13 protein-coding genes are annotated in these 15121 nt (G+C 59.7%); 6 read left to right on the top strand and 7 right to left on the bottom strand.

The features are described 5' to 3' along the window. Nucleotides 1–24: 24 nt before the first annotated feature. Together ACIQV9_RS13890 and fba are read left to right on the top strand one after the other, a co-directional pair. Nucleotides 25–357 (top strand): MliC family protein, encoded by a 333-nt coding sequence (locus tag ACIQV9_RS13890; protein WP_403102152.1) that lies wholly within the window; start codon nucleotides 25–27, stop codon nucleotides 355–357. 252 nt (nucleotides 358–609) lie between these two features. Next, nucleotides 610–1674, top strand: a complete 1065-nt coding sequence (fba, locus tag ACIQV9_RS13885) for a class II fructose-bisphosphate aldolase (RefSeq protein ID WP_219095091.1) — start codon at nucleotides 610–612, stop codon at nucleotides 1672–1674. A gap of 63 nt (nucleotides 1675–1737) precedes the next feature. Here the strand turns inward: fba and ACIQV9_RS13880 are convergent, their stop codons facing one another. Together ACIQV9_RS13880 and ACIQV9_RS13875 are read right to left on the bottom strand one after the other, a co-directional pair. Next, a complete protein-coding gene (locus ACIQV9_RS13880) occupies nucleotides 1738–2031 on the bottom strand; it encodes a fructose-bisphosphate aldolase (RefSeq protein ID WP_403102148.1) in 294 nt (97 codons plus the stop codon). A 552-nt stretch (nucleotides 2032–2583) separates the two neighbouring features. Further along, nucleotides 2584–3252 carry a polysaccharide lyase family 7 protein gene (locus ACIQV9_RS13875; protein ID WP_403102145.1) on the bottom strand — a complete coding sequence of 223 codons (669 nt, stop codon included), beginning with the start codon at nucleotides 3250–3252 and terminating at the stop codon, nucleotides 2584–2586. 323 nt (nucleotides 3253–3575) lie between these two features. Here ACIQV9_RS13875 and ACIQV9_RS13870 point away from each other — a divergent pair, with 323 nt between their 5' ends. The 3 genes from ACIQV9_RS13870 to ACIQV9_RS13860 are packed head-to-tail and all read left to right on the top strand — an operon-like array spanning nucleotide 3576 to nucleotide 6547. Next, entirely contained in the window at nucleotides 3576–5699 is a 2124-nt protein-coding gene (locus tag ACIQV9_RS13870) for a putative bifunctional diguanylate cyclase/phosphodiesterase (RefSeq protein WP_403102142.1), read from the top strand. A 46-nt stretch (nucleotides 5700–5745) separates the two neighbouring features. Then, the gene (locus ACIQV9_RS13865) at nucleotides 5746–6237 is read left to right on the top strand and encodes a M48 family metallopeptidase (protein WP_403102139.1); all 492 of its coding nucleotides are present in this window, start codon (nucleotides 5746–5748) and stop codon (nucleotides 6235–6237) included. A gap of 13 nt (nucleotides 6238–6250) precedes the next feature. Then, entirely contained in the window at nucleotides 6251–6547 is a 297-nt protein-coding gene (locus ACIQV9_RS13860; RefSeq protein WP_090178776.1) for a helix-turn-helix domain-containing protein, read from the top strand. 120 nt (nucleotides 6548–6667) lie between these two features. Here the strand turns inward: ACIQV9_RS13860 and ACIQV9_RS13855 are convergent, their stop codons facing one another. Next, nucleotides 6668–7120, bottom strand: coding sequence for a GNAT family N-acetyltransferase (locus ACIQV9_RS13855; RefSeq protein ID WP_403102135.1), 453 nt, complete (start codon nucleotides 7118–7120; stop codon nucleotides 6668–6670). 257 nt (nucleotides 7121–7377) lie between these two features. Here ACIQV9_RS13855 and ACIQV9_RS13850 point away from each other — a divergent pair, with 257 nt between their 5' ends. Next, nucleotides 7378–8115: a substrate-binding periplasmic protein gene (locus tag ACIQV9_RS13850; RefSeq protein ID WP_403102132.1), complete on the top strand. Its 738-nt coding sequence runs from the start codon at nucleotides 7378–7380 to the stop codon at nucleotides 8113–8115. Nucleotides 8116–8188: 73 nt separating this feature from the next. Here ACIQV9_RS13850 and yccS read toward each other — a convergent pair whose 3' ends face one another. The 4 genes from yccS to mdtD all read right to left on the bottom strand — a co-directional run bounded on the left by yccS (nucleotide 8189) and on the right by mdtD (nucleotide 14973). Next, nucleotides 8189–10372 (bottom strand): YccS family putative transporter, encoded by a 2184-nt coding sequence (gene yccS, locus ACIQV9_RS13845; RefSeq protein ID WP_403102129.1) that lies wholly within the window; start codon nucleotides 10370–10372, stop codon nucleotides 8189–8191. A gap of 235 nt (nucleotides 10373–10607) precedes the next feature. Continuing rightward, complete coding sequence (locus ACIQV9_RS13840) at nucleotides 10608–11786, bottom strand: NAD(P)/FAD-dependent oxidoreductase (protein WP_403102126.1); 1179 nt, start codon at nucleotides 11784–11786, stop codon at nucleotides 10608–10610. 133 nt (nucleotides 11787–11919) lie between these two features. Continuing rightward, nucleotides 11920–13257 carry an ATP-dependent RNA helicase DbpA gene (gene dbpA / locus ACIQV9_RS13835; protein WP_403102386.1) on the bottom strand — a complete coding sequence of 446 codons (1338 nt, stop codon included), beginning with the start codon at nucleotides 13255–13257 and terminating at the stop codon, nucleotides 11920–11922. A 288-nt stretch (nucleotides 13258–13545) separates the two neighbouring features. Then, complete coding sequence (mdtD, locus tag ACIQV9_RS13830) at nucleotides 13546–14973, bottom strand: multidrug transporter subunit MdtD (protein WP_403102123.1); 1428 nt, start codon at nucleotides 14971–14973, stop codon at nucleotides 13546–13548. Nucleotides 14974–15121: the final 148 nt, after the last annotated feature.

Here is a 15121-nt window from a genome sequence, read left to right as displayed (position 1 = left end):
TGCGCCGTCAGTCGAGGAACATGGATGAAAGGTTTTATCGCCGTTACGGCGTTGGCATTGCTGGCGGGTTGCTCGAATTTCAACCTGTTCAAGCCTGCCGAATCGACGGACAACTGGACCACCTGGACCTGCGACAGCCAGGCCAAAATGCTCTGGCGCTACACCGACGACAGCCGCAAGGAAGTCGACGTGCGCCTCGGCGGGGCCGATCAGGTCTACCGCTTGAAGCTTGAGCCGGGCGCCGAAGGTTCGCTGTACAGCAACGACATGCTGGCGTTTCACGTAAAAGGTGAGGAAGGCCTGGCTTACTGGGTCGCCACCAATGATTTGATTGGCCGCGGTTGTAAAGCGCAGTAATTGAAGGCTTGTGCGAAACCTGTAGGAGCGAAGCTTGCTCGCGAAGACGTCATCACATTCAACACATGTGTTGCCAGTAAAACCGCTTTCGCGAGCAAGCTTCGCTCCTACGGGAATTCGATGGCTTATAGAGATTTTGGCAACACCGAATTCGCAGCCCGGGCCAACCCCCGATCTGCAATAACTTGAATAGCCGCCGCCGCTACGGCAGGCTGGCACGATTAACGACCCAAACCGGGAGAGACACACACAATGGCACTTATCAGCATGCGCCAGATGCTGGACCACGCAGCCGAGTTCGGCTACGGCGTTCCAGCCTTCAACGTCAACAACCTTGAGCAGATGCGCGCCATCATGGAAGCCGCTGACAAGACTGACTCCCCGGTGATCGTCCAGGCCTCGGCCGGTGCTCGCAAATACGCCGGCGCACCGTTCCTGCGCCACCTGATCCTGGCGGCGATCGAAGAATTCCCGCACATCCCGGTGTGCATGCACCAGGACCACGGCACCAGCCCTGACGTCTGCCAGCGCTCCATTCAACTGGGCTTCAGCTCGGTGATGATGGACGGTTCCCTGGGCGAAGACGGCAAGACCCCGACCGACTACGACTACAACGTGCGCGTTACCCAACAAACCGTGGCCCTGGCTCACGCCTGCGGCGTATCGGTAGAAGGCGAGCTGGGCTGCCTGGGTTCGCTGGAAACCGGCATGGCCGGTGAAGAAGACGGCATCGGCGCCGAAGGCGTTCTGGATCACAGCCAAATGCTGACCGACCCGGAAGAAGCCGCTGACTTCGTCAAGCGCACCCAGGTCGACGCCCTGGCCATCGCCATCGGCACCAGCCACGGCGCGTATAAGTTCACCAAGCCACCTACCGGCGACGTGCTGGCCATCGACCGCATCAAAGAAATCCACAAACGCATCCCGAACACCCACCTGGTGATGCACGGTTCGTCTTCGGTTCCGCAAGACTGGCTGGCGATCATCAACCAGTACGGCGGCGACATCAAAGAAACCTACGGCGTGCCGGTTGAAGAGATTGTTGAAGGCATCAAGCACGGCGTGCGCAAGGTCAACATTGATACTGACTTGCGTTTGGCGTCGACCGGTGCGATGCGTCGGTTGATGGCTACCAATCCTAGCGAGTTTGATCCGCGTAAGTTCTTTGGCGCGACTGTGACGGCGATGCGTGATGTGTGTATTGCACGTTATGAAGCGTTTGGTACGGCGGGTAATGCTTCGAAGATCAAGCCGATCTCGCTGGAAGCGATGTATCAGCGGTATTTGAAGGGTGAGTTGAACGCTAAGGTTAATTAAGATCTTCAGTGTTTAGCAGTACTAAAAAACCCGCAGAGATGCGGGTTTTTTATTGTCTGATTTTTACTGCTGCTTAGGCGTATCAAATCCGCGCTGTTCGATGACCCCAAAAACGTCGGCGATGTCCTGAACCATAATTCGGGCAATGTTGGTGACGGTGTTGATGTCGTGTTCGGCGTAGTCGGGGAGGCTGGTGCAGGCCATGAGGTTGAGGTATTTGAGGACGGCGTTGAGGCGTTCGCTGAGGCAGTTGTGGAGTTCGCGCAGTGGAGCGTCGTAGTCGATGAGCAGGACGGGGTAGTCGGTGGCGAGTTGGGACATGGGGGTGAAGCGGCGAAGCGGTTTGTTCATAGTCATAAGTAAATCTTCCTTGGATCTAAAAGGAGAGCTACTCGTGTCATTAGGGCTGCGAAACCCTGTCGCCGACTGCTGTCAGCGACGGGGCGAACTATAAGCGGCGATTTTGATCGCTGCAACCGGAGTGTAAGACGGTTACGCGGTCCTTGTGGCGAGGGGGCTCGCCCCCGTTCGGCGGCGCAGCCGACGTAAAACCGGACACTGCGGTGTGCCTGTAGGAATGAGGTGGCAGGGTTTGGGGCTGCTTCGCATCCCAGCGGGGGCAAGCCCCCTCGCCACAATGGGAGGCGTCCTACGGATTTTGTGGACACGATAGTCCGGAGCAGGCGTCGAGCTTGTGAGGCCGCGTTCGGCTGCGGAGCAGTCGTAAATCAGGCGACGCATTCATACAGGTATTTCAAGATTGCCGGAGTTGCGAGGACTTCGTTCTCGGACGCAGCCTCGCGTTGCTCGGCAGCTGCTACAGGGTTTACGGTGTTCCTGGAGAGTGGGACGCGGAGCGTCCCGGGATGCGTTACTACGCGGGAGCGTGGGAACGATCGGGGCGAAGGACTACTTATCGTGATCAATATCCAGCTTGCTGAACGTCACTTTTCCGCCTTCGCTGGTGTACCCGGTGTGGTCTTGCACATAGACCCCCGCCTTGAAATACAGCGGCTTGTCCCGCCACGTCGCGCTGATGTCGGTGTCCCACTGATAACCCGCCGCACTGATGCCCAGCGCTCCGCCCGGGCTCAGGTGGATGAGGTAGGAGAACTCCCGGTCAAGATTCACCCCGGTGGCGATGGTGATGATCCGGCCTTCGTCGTCATCCGGGTGCATGCGCACCTTGGCGACGATGTTGCCCGACTGCGTGCTGGTCTTGTACTGATACTCGAGCTTCACCATGGGTTTCTGGCTTTCATACGCGTGGATCTGGCCGATGACGATTTTGCCTGTGCTCGGTACCTGGTTGACCGCGAGGGTGGCACGCAGGGAGTTGTCGGCGTCCGGGTAGAGCCAGTTTTTCAGGGTGCCATTGCTGTAGGTTTCGCGAAGTTCGGTGCGGGGATACTTTGCATTTGCAGTTTTAGACCCGGTGACCGGGGTCCAGAAAAACAAGGTGCCGGTGTCGGAGTGGAAGTATTGATCCTTGAAGCCATCCACCAGTTTTGGCGTGTCGACGGTGTACGGCGGATTGCCGACGGGAACGCTGAGGTTCCAGGTTGCGAGATCGATCATAGACAAAAGCTTCCACGAATTTTTTACTGCACGCACGTGCCAGAAGCTCTGGCACGCGCCTTGGGGGCAGCCCTTATAAGCGCAGAAGTTCAATTTGTTAATGCGTAAATGACAAACGGATGGCGTCAAAATCCTGTTAAAAGGCCATCTTTCCCGGTTTCAGGGGGCTGTAGAAGCGACCGTTAGTCGGCAAATGTACGTGATGGTTAAATGATGGCGCACTGGCAGCTTCTGCTTTTGCGTATCCCGGTCTAGAGTGAAGGCTCAGAATTTGTCCGGTTTTCACGAGAAACCGGCCTGACGCCCCGAATAAGAGAAGCAGCATGGAATGCGCGCAACCCACGCCAGCTGAAGGCCGCTCGATCCTTTTAATCGTCGATGATTACCCTGAAAACCTGATCAGCATGCGCGCGTTGCTCCAACGCCAGGATTGGCAGGTCATTACCGCGGCTTCCGGTTACGAAGCCCTCAGTCTTTTGCTCGAGCACGATGTCGACCTGGTGCTGCTGGATGTGCAGATGCCGGGCATGGACGGTTTTGAAGTGGCACGCCTGATGCGCGGCAGTCAGCGAACCGCGCTCACCCCGATTATTTTCCTCACTGCCAACGAACAGTCTCAGGACGCCGTGATCAAGGGCTATGCCAGCGGTGCGGTGGATTACCTGTTCAAGCCGTTCGACCCGCAAATTCTCAAGCCAAAAGTGCAGGCTCTGCTCGAGCATCAGCGCAATCGCCGTGCGTTGCAGCGCCTGAGCCGCGATCTGGAGGTCGCTCGCGCGTTTAATGCCTCGGTGTTGGATAACGCCGCCGAAGGCATTCTGGTGGTCGGTGAGGACGGTCTGATCCGCTTTGCCAACCCGGCGATGTCGCGGTTGCTCAATGCCACGGTGCAAGACCTCCAAGGCAGAGAGTTTCTGGATTTCCTGCAAAAGCCGCATATCCCGGTCTGGGCAGACTCTGAGCTTTATACCGGTTACAAACGTGGAGAAACCCTGCGCCTGCACGACGCGCTGCTGCGCACGGCGCCCGGCCAGCAAGTGCCGGTGGCGCTGTCTTGCGCGCCATTGCCCAGCGAACAACGTGCGATGGTGGTGACGGTGCTGGACATGTCGGTGGTCCGCCATCTGCATCAACAACTGGAATTCCAGGCGGTGACGGATCCGCTGACCGGGCTGCTCAACCGTCGCGGTTTCTACCAGACGGTTGAAAATCTGCTGCTGCGGGGCGAACGGTCCGACAGCGCCTGGGTGTTGCTGTACCTGGACCTGGACGGCTTCAAGCGCGTCAACGATTCCCTCGGCCACGATGCCGGCGACCGGGTGCTGCGCTGGGTGTCCGAGCAATTGAAAGCCTGTCTGCGGCCCTTCGACATTCTGGCGCGCATGGGCGGCGATGAGTTCACGGCGCTGCTCGATCTGGAGTTCCCGGAGCAAGCGGCGAAGATTGCCGAGAAGCTCATTGAGCGGGTATCGATCTGTCAGCAGATTGATGGTCTGGATGTAGCCTTGGGCGCCAGCATCGGCATCGCCACTTACCCGGATTGCGGCTCGAATCTCGATGGCTTGCTGCGTGCATCGGACATTGCCATGTACGAAGCGAAACGTGCCGGCCGGCAACAATACCGTTTCTACGACCACGACATGAACGGTCGGGCGCGCTCGCGGCTGATGCTCGAAGAGAGCGTGCGCGCCGCCATTGAAAACCGTGATTTCAACCTGGTGTATCAGCCGCAGGTGGCCATCGGTAGCGGGCAGATTCGTGGCTTTGAAGCGTTGCTGCGCTGGCAGCACCCGAGCGTTGGCGACGTACCGCCGGGGCTGTTTTTGCCATTGCTGGAAGAGGCGCGGCTGATCAGTCGTCTGGGCAGCTGGATTTACCATCGCGGGGCTGGCCAGCGCAAAGCCTGGGAAACCTTGTTTGCCGAGGATCTGGTGCTGGGCGTCAGTTTGAGCAGCACTCAGTTCGGCATGCCCAATCTGGTCACGGAATTGCGCCAGGTGCTGGAGCGTCACGGTTTGCAGCCGCGTCATCTGGAAGTCGAAGTGACGGAAGAAGCGTTGATACAAAACCCCGAAGAAACCCGCAAGACCCTGCGCCTGCTGCGCAATCTCGGGGTGAGGGTGGCGCTGGATGACTTCGGCTCCGGGCCGTGCTCGCTGGCGCATCTGCGCGACCTGGAACTGGACACGCTCAAGTTTGATCGGCATTTGATCGCCCGATTGCCGGAGTCCGAACGGGATGCGGCACTGGTGCGCAATGTGATCGACCTGTGCAAGCAATACGGGATGCTGGTGATTGCCGAAGGGGTGGAAACCATTGCGCAATATGAATGGCTGCAAGCCAACGGCTGCCAGTACGTGCAAGGTTTTCTGGTGGGGCGACCGATGATGGCCGAGGATACCGGCGACTTTGTGGCGCCGTTTGACTGGAGCGCGCTGACCCGCTGAATTCGCTACACTGGCGACCTTTTCGTGATTCGTGTTGCCGACCCTGATGACCGCGTTGAAATACCTCCAAGCCTATCCCGCTGCGTTGCAGGACCAGGTGCGCCAGCTGATCGCCGAAGATCGGCTGGGCGACTACCTGAGCCAGCGCTACCCGGGAAAACACGCGGTGCAGAGCGACAAGGCGCTGTACACCTTTGCGCTGGACCTCAAGCAGGAATACCTGCGCAACGCGCCGGCCATCGACAAGGTGCTGTTCGACAACCGCCTCGACCTGACCCATCGCGCCCTTGGCCTGCACACGACGATCTCGCGGGTGCAGGGCGGCAAGCTCAAGGCCAAGAAGGAAATCCGGGTGGCCTCGCTGTTCAAGGAAGCGCCCTCCGAGTTTCTGAAAATGATCGTCGTGCATGAGCTGGCGCACTTTAAAGAGTCGGATCACAACAAGGCGTTCTACAAGCTCTGCGAACACATGTTGCCGGGGTATCACCAAGTGGAATTTGATCTGCGGGTGTACCTGACGTGGCGGGATATGCAGTAAAGGGAGTGACTGGATGGATGTAAGCAAGACCAAGAGCAGCTTCTATCGCCGGTTGTACGTGGCGTACCTGATCGACAGCGGGTTGGCGAGCAGCGTCCCGGCGCTGACCGAAGTGACCGGCATGCCCCGGCGCACGGCGCAGGACACGATTGCGGCGCTGGCGGATCTGGACATCATTTGCGAGTTCGAGCAGGAAGAGGGCGCGCGCAATCATGCGGGGCGCTATCGGATTCGCGAGTGGGGGGCGATTGATCGGGGGTGGATCGAGCGGAATTTGCGGCAGATTAAAGCGGTGCTCGAATACCCCTGAGCTCTCGAGCCTGATCGTTCCCACGCTCCGCGTGGGAATGCAGCATGGGACGCTCCGCGTCCCAAGAGCGGACGCAGAGCGTCCATTAAGGCGTTCCCACGCAGAGCATGGGAACGATCACTAAGGACGACGCATCCCGATATGCGGAATGTCATCCTCCAGAAACTCCTCACCCGACACCACAAACCCGTACCTCCCGTAATACCCCTGCAAGTGCGCCTGGGCTGATAAATAGATCGGCACCTCAGGCCAGTGTTTCCCGGCCTGCTTCAACGCCTGGGCCATCAACTCGTGCCCCAGCCCGGTGCCACGGGCGCCAGGCGCAATAATCACCCGCCCGATCACCACGTCGCCACCCTGCAATTTCGGGTCGAGCAAGCGCAGATAGGCCACCAGCCGATCCCCGTCCCACGCCATCAAATGGCAAGTGTCACCGTCCAGATCCTGGCCATCGACATCCTGGTAAGCGCATTTCTGTTCAACGACGAACACTTGCGCACGTAACTGGAGAATGGCGTACAGCTGCTCTTTCCCCAGATCGCTGTGGTGTTTGCAGACCCAATCGATTGTCATCTTCACTTTCCTTGAGCAACGTCCTTCGGATACTAGGCGTCCCGGCGATAGATGTCTTTATGGCGGAGAAATCTGTGACAAAGGCCAAAATGCCATCATTCATTTCGCGCGGCGCTGTCTTCTTTGTGTAATCTGCGATGAAGCGCTGTGCAGTGGCTCCAATGAGCTAATGTTGAGTACCTGAGTGTCGGTACATGGGCCTTGGAGTTTTGGCAGAAAAATACGCCGGGCAGCCCGCCCGCTAAGGATTTTCTAGCATGCCGCGATTGCATCAAGCGTTTGCTTTGATTGGATTGCTGTTGCTGACCCAGAATGCGGCAGCGGAAAGGCTGCGTCTGGTCGCCGACGCCTGGCCGCCGTTTACCGACGCCACGCTGGTCAACGGTGGCTTGGCCACCGATATTGTCAGAACTGCGCTGGCACGGGCCGGTTACGCCAGTGATTTCGAACAGGTTCCGTGGGCGCGAGCGTTGCTCGGCGTCGGCGAAGGCCGTTACGACGTGCTGGTCAACGCCTGGTACACCGACGACCGCACCAAGCTGGGCCAGTTCTCGGGTGAATATCTGCTTAACCGTGTGCGCTTTCTCAAGCGCAAAGACGCGCCCATCGAATTCAATAACCTGCAGCAATTGCACACTTACCCGATTGCGGTGGTGCGCGGTTATGCCTATTCATCGGAATTCGATGAAGACGTGTCGTTGCAGAAAGTCCCTGTGCATAACTTCGCCATGGCCGTGCGCATGGTCGCGGCGGACCGGGTCAAGTTGACGCTGGAAGACGAATACGTCGCTCGCTACTACCTTGCACGGGAATCTTCAAAAGTGCGCAATTCAGTGGAGTTCCTGCCCAAACCGCTGAGCGAGAACAGCCTGCATATCTTGGTTAGCCTGAAGAATCCGCAGCATAAGCAAATCGTCGCCAATTTCGATCGCGAGATTGCCGAGATGAAGGCTGATGGCAGTTATGAGCGGTTGATGAAGCAGCATGGGATGTAAGCGGGTTGATCCAGCATTTGTGCTGAAGCGGGCGACCCCATCGCGGGCAAGCCAGGTCGATCACCGCAGAAATTCAGGCCTCGCTGGTGTCCTTGTTCAAATGCGCCGCCAACGTCCGCAACGGCCCCAACTGCCGGCAGATCAACGCCAACTGCGTCTGCACCAACCGCTGCCCTTCATCGATCTCATCCGGCATCTGCTCAAGCGTATTGGCCAGCGCCTCTTCGGCATCGCTCTGAATCGCAATCGGCTGTTTGCTCGCCAACCCTTGGGCGATCTCGTCGATGCTGGCCGCCAGGCTCACGCCCGCGCCGTCGATTAATTGTTCGCGCACATCCGCCGGTAACTGGGTTTCACGGTGCGCACCCAATCCCGACAAGTAGCTGAGCAAGGTGTGCGAGAGCACCAGAAAGCGAAACCCGACATCCGCTTCCTTACGGAAATGCCCCGGCTCCATAAGCATGTTGGCCAGCGTCGTCGACAATGCCGCGTCAGCGTTGTGTGCATTGCGTCGGGCCAGGCGATAGGCGAGGTCGTCGCTTTTGCCGACGGCGTATTGCTGCATGATCTGGCGCAGGTAAATGCTGTTGCAGGTCAGGGTATTGGCCAGCACTTTGTTCAGGCGTCGGCCCTGCCAGTCCGGCAGGAACAGGAATACTGCGAGCCCAGCGATCAGGCTGCCGAGCAAGGTATCGAACAATCGCGGCAGGAACAGCCCGTAACCATCACCGACCTGATTGAAGCAGAACAGCACCATCAAGGTGATCGCCGCCGTGGCCAACGTGTAGCGGGTGGTGCGGTTGATAAAGAACACCACCCCGGCGGCAATCGCGAAGCACGACTGGACCAGCGGATTGGGGAACAGGTCAAACAGCGCCCAGGCAACCGTCAGGCCAATCGCGGTGCCGATGATTCGTTGCCCGAGTTTGCGCCGAGTGGCGCCGTAGTTCGGCTGGCAGACGAAGAGCGTGGTGAGGATGATCCAGTAACCTTGCGACGGGTGAATCAAGTGCACCATGCCGTAGCCGATGCTCAGCGCCAGGGGCAGGCGCAGTGCATGACGGAACAATAGCGAGGTCGGCGTCAGCTGCGTGCGCAAGCGAATCCACACATCCTTGAGGTTGCGCGGCGAGCGGTCGAGCAGGCTGCTGTCGGTGGCATCGGCCAGGGCGTCGGGGTTGCTGGCGTCGCTGAGCAAACGATCGAGGGTGCCGAGATTAGCGGCCAATGCCCGCAATGAACGCAGCAGACCGCGCCAGGCCGGGTTGCTCTGGATGCGCAGGTGTTCGATGGAGGCGTGCAGGTCGCTCAACGCTTCGGCGAAGCTGGCGTCATAGATGAACGGCTGACGCATCTGGATCGATTCCGCCAGCGCCCGGCAGGCTTTGCCTTGCTGGCGCAGCAGGCGCTGGCAGCGGAACAGCACGTCGCTGTGGAAGAACGCCTCGGCCAGCGCGTTGTAAGGGTAGTGCGAAGAACTGGCGCGCTCGTGGATGTCCTGAGCGAGGAAGTACAGCTTGAGGTAGCGGCTGACCTTCGAGCCTGGCCGTCCATTGCCGACCCGGTGCAGGATGATTTCCTTGGCGGCGTTGAGTGCTGCCACCACCCGACCGTTTTGCTGCGCCAGTTCCAGTCGACGCGCTTCCACGTCCATCTGGCGGATCGGCTCGAACAGCGACGCTTTGAGTTTCAGGTAATAACCCAACTCACGGAACAACCGCGCCAGGCTCTGCTGCACCGGCTGATTGGAAAACATCGCCTGCCACAGCACCGAGAGCAAGCCGTACCAAGCGGCGCCCGCCACCAGCAGCACCGGTTCGTGCCAGAAGTCGGTGACGGCGCCGCCACGCTGATCGACGCCGATCATGGTGTAGACCGACAGAATCAACGTCGCCGAGGCAATCGCGCCATAGCGTTCGCCGAGGGCGCCGAGCATCGTCAGGCTGAAGGCGGCGAGGGCAAAGGCGATGATGAAAAAGATGGGATAAGGGAACAGCAGTTCGACCGATAGGGCGGCGACCAGAAAACACACCAGCGTCACGGCCAGCGCGTTGAGACGGCCCTGCCAACTGTCATCGGTCTCGGCCAGGGCGCTGGCGATAATCCCCAGGAACAACGGGATCAGCAGCCCCATTTCATCCTGATACCAACAGACGGCCATGCTGCCGGTCAGGGCGATGAACACCCGCACGCTGTAGCTGAATTTATCCAGCGCCCAGAGACGGCGCAGAGACTGACTAAATGAGGTCGATGACATGAAGTGCGAAGGCCTTCCGAGGCAATGCCGCTAAATTGAGCCAGTAATGACGCCGACGCAATGGCGCCGATCACATCTGACAGCAAAATCTGTTCCTTGATTGTTCTCTGTTGTCTGTTCGGACGCCTTCGCGGGCAAGCCTCGCTCCTACAGGATCGAGGTTTGCCGTAATTTTACATACGACGCATAACCTGTAGGAGCGAGGCTTGCCCGCGAAGAACGATAACGCGGTCGATCAGACGTATTGCGCGGCAGCGTATCCGGAGGCCCAGGCCCACTGGAAGTTGAAGCCGCCCAGGTGGCCGGTCACGTCGAGCACTTCGCCGATGAAATACAGGCCAGGGCTTTTCAGCGATTCCATGGTCTTGGACGACACCTCGTTAGTATCGACGCCACCCAAGGTCACTTCCGCAGTGCGATAGCCTTCGGTCCCGGCAGGCACCACTTTCCAGCTCGCCAGTTTTTCGGCGATGTCGGCGATTTCCGCGTGGGTGTACTGCTTCATCGGTTTGGAAACGAACCAGTTGTCCGCCAGCAGGTTGGCCATCTTCTTGGTGAAGATTTCCCCCAGCAGGGTTTTCAACTCGCTGTTCGGGCGTTCGGCTTGCTGTTGTTGTAGCCAGCTCGGCACATCATGGTCTGGCATCAGGTTGATCTCAACCGTATCGCCGGATTCCCAGAACGAGGAAATCTGCAAAATCGCCGGACCGCTGAGGCCACGGTGGGTGAACAGGATGTTCTCGCGAAAGCTCTGATCGTTGCAGCTCACCAGGCAATCCACCGAGGTGCCGGACAGCTCGGTGCACAGTTCCTTGAGCTGATCGGTGATGGTGAATGGCACCAGGCCGGCGCGGGTTGGCAGCAAGTCGTGGCCGAATTGCTTGGCCACTTGATAACCGAAACCGGTGGCGCCCAGTGTAGGGATCGACAGACCGCCGGTGGCGATCACCAAGGATTCACAGGTGATCTGGCCCAGCGTGGTGTCCAGCAAGTAACCGCTTTCCAGCTTCTCGATGGTCTGGATCGAGGTGTCCAGGTGCAAGCTCACACCGACCTGCTCACATTCGTTGAGGAGCATTTCGAGGATGTCGCTGGATTTGTTATCGCAGAACAGCTGGCCGAGTTTCTTCTCGTGGTACGGCACGCCGTGTTTGGCGACCATGCCGATGAAATCCCACTGGGTGTAGCGCGCCAGTGCGGATTTGCAGAAATGTTCATTCTGCGAGAGGAAATTGCCCGGTTCGGTGTACATGTTGGTGAAATTGCAGCGGCCACCGCCCGACATCAGGATTTTCTTGCCGGCCTTGTTTGCATGGTCGAGCAACATCACCTTGCGTCCACGCCCGGCGGCGGTCAGTGCACACATCAACCCTGCGGCGCCAGCGCCAATGATCAAGACTTCGGTAGAGCGCAAAACGGTGTCCTCAACAGTACTCGATCGTTCCCACGCTCTGCGTGGGAATGCCGCCATGGACGCTCTGCGTCCGCTTTGTGACGCGGAGCGTCACGGGATGCATTCCCACGCAGAGCGTGGGAACGATCACTGATCAGAGGATACGCACGCGCAGCGAACGGCCTTTGATCTTGCCGTCGTTCAGGCGCTGCAAGGCTTGCTTGGCGATCCCGCGTTCAACAGCCACATACGCCTGGAAGTCGAAAATCGCGATCTTGCCGACCTGAGCGCCCGGAATACCGGCATCGCCCGTCAGTGCGCCGAGAATGTCGCCCGGACGAACCTTGTCTTTACGGCCCGCGCCGATGACCAGCGTGCTCATCACCGGCAGCAGCGGAGCGCCGCCCTGGGATTTGAGGTTGTCCAACTGATCCCAGCTCAACGGCGACTTCTGCAGTAGCTCGATGGCCTGGGCGCGGTGCGCTTCGGACGGCGCGACGAGGCTGATCGCGATGCCTTTCTCGCCAGCGCGACCGGTACGGCCGACACGGTGAATGTGGATTTCCGAATCACGGGCCAGCTCGACGTTGATCACCATGTCCAGCGCATCGATGTCCAGGCCGCGGGCGGCAACGTCGGTGGCGACCAGCACTGATGTGCTGCGGTTGGCGAACATGGCCAGCACCTGGTCACGGTCACGCTGTTCCAGATCGCCGTGCAGGCCGACGGCGGAGATGCCTTTGGAGGTCAGGTGATCGACGGTTTCCTGAACCTGCTGCTTGGTGAAGCAGAAGGCGACGCAGGACGCCGGACGGTGATGCGCGAGGACTTTGACCACCGCGTCCATGCGCTCTTCCGGAGAGATTTCGTAGAAGCGCTGCTCGATCTGCGTGTCGTCGTGGAACGCTTCGGCCTTCACGATCTGCGGGTTACGCATGAATTTCGCCGCCAATTGCTTGATGCCCGTCGGGTAGGTGGCGGAGAACAGCAGGGTCTGACGGCGTTCAGGGCTCTGAGCGATGATTTCTTCGATGGAGTCGTAGAAGCCCATGTCGAGCATGCGGTCGGCTTCGTCGAGGATCAGCGTGTTCAGGCCATGAAGCACCAGCGAACCCTTGCGCAGATGCTGCTGAATCCGGCCCGGGGTGCCGACGATGATGTGCGCGCCGTGCTCCAGCGAGCCGATCTGCGGGCCGAAAGCCACACCGCCGCACAGGGTCAGGACCTTGATGTTGTCTTCGGAACGGGCCAGACGACGGATTTCCTTGGCGACCTGGTCAGCCAACTCGCGAGTCGGGCAGATGACCAGCGCCTGGCAACCGAAGAAGCGCGGATTGATCGGGTTCAGCAGGCCGACGCCGAAGGCGGCGGTCTTGCCGCTGCCGGTCTTGGCCTGGGCGATCAGGTCCATCCCCTTGAGGATCACCGGCAAGCTTTGCGCCTGGATCGGCGTCATCTGGGCATAACCGAGGGAGTCGAGGTTAGCCAGCATGGCGGCGGACAGCGGCAAAGTATTAAAAGCGGTGGCGATGGTGGTCACGGGACTGGCCTGCAAAACAAAATGTCGCGCAGTGTATCAGTCTCCGGCCACTTACCTCGAAAGTTCTGGACGAACGCAAACCTGTGGCGAGGGGATTTATCCCCGTTGGGGTGCGCAGCAACCCTGAGAAGGTTGATGCAATCAGTCTGAGCCACCTAGGCGGCAGATCTAAGGGGCGCTACGCACCCCAGCGGGGATAAATCCCCTCGCCACAGATAATCCCTCTGACAAGGTGAGCGGTCAGTGTTCGATGTGCTCTTCCGGACGTTTGACGCGCCGTCCGTCTTCCTTTGAGAGCTGGGAGAAGATCGTCGCGGCCAGCATCGCCATGATTCCGACCGTCACAAAGGTCAGCTGGAACGCGCCCAGTACCGTGTCCACACCGTCGTTGCCGATCTCTGCGGTAAAACCACCGAGCAGGGCGCCGGCACACGCAACACCAAGGCTCAGGGACAGTTGCGCTACCACCGACAGCAGGCTGTTACCGCTGCTGGCGCTGGCGTCGTCGAGGTCAATCAGGGTCACGGTGTTCATTGCGGTGAATTGCAACGAGTTGATCGCCCCCAGAATCGATAGCATCACCAACAGCAACCAGTACGGCGTTTGTTCGCTGACCAGCCCCATGCTCGCCAGCATCAACCCCAGCGCCAACGTATTGCCAGTGAGCACAATGCGATAGCCCAAACGTTCGATCAGCGGTCGCGCCACCGACTTGGCGACCATCGCCGCAGCGGCCAGCGGCAACATGCTCATCCCGGCCTGGGACGGCGAGTAACCCAGCGCCACTTGCAGCAACAACGGCACGAGGAACGGCAAGGCACCGCTGCCCAGGCGGGCGAACAGGTTGCCGAGGATGCCCACGGCGAACGTCCGGGTCTTGAACAGTGACGGCGCGAACAGCGGATTATCAATGTGCCCGGCGCGCAGCCAATACGCCGCCAGACAGGCCATGCCGCCGAACAGCAACAACATCACGCGCAAGTGCGGCAGGTGCAGTTCGCCGAGGCCTTCCATGGCGATGGTGATCAGCACCATCGCCGCACCAAACAGCAAGAAGCCGAGGCTGTCGAAGCGGGTGCGTTCGCTGCCACGCAGGTCGGGGATGAACCTCCATACGGCGTAGCAACCGATGGCGCCTACCGGCAGGTTGATCAGGAAGATCCAGTGCCAGGTCAGGTATTCGACCATCCAGCCGCCCATGGTCGGGCCGATCAACGGGCCGAGCAGGCCGGGGATGGTGATGAACCCCATGATCCGCACCAGCTCAGAGCGCGGGTAGGCGCGCAACACCACCAGTCGCCCGACCGGCAGCATCAACGCACCGCCCAGGCCTTGAATCACGCGGGCGCCGATCAGCATGCTCAGGGTGCTCGACAAGGCGCAGAGCAATGAGCCGAGGCTGAACAGCAGGATGGCGCCGAAGAAGATTTTTTTGGTGCCGAAACGGTCGGCGATCCAGCCGGAGGCGGGGATCAGCAAGGCGACAGTGAGCATGTAGGCAATGATCACGCCCTGCATGCGCAGCGGATCTTCGGCCAGGTCTCGGGCCATGGCGGGCAGGGCGGTGTTGAGGATGGTTCCGTCGAGGGATTGCATGAAGAAAGCGATGGCGACGACCCACGGCACCCAGCGGGCGGTGACAGCGTCGAGAGGCGGGCGGTTGGGCATGGGACCTCTTGTGGGTTGAAGTTAATACAAGGTCATGGCTGGCACTGACTCTGTGGCGAGGGGGCTTGCCCCCGTTGGGCTGCGCAGCAGCCCCAAATTGGCTCACGCGGTTTGACAGACAGACCGCATCTAGCCGGATTTACGACTG

The sequence above is a fragment of the Pseudomonas sp. NPDC099000 genome (assembly GCF_044759925.1).
Lineage (GTDB): Bacteria > Pseudomonadota > Gammaproteobacteria > Pseudomonadales > Pseudomonadaceae > Aquipseudomonas.
The sequence above is the reverse complement of the archived record's forward strand: the minus strand, read 5'-3'. Positions and strand labels throughout refer to the sequence as shown.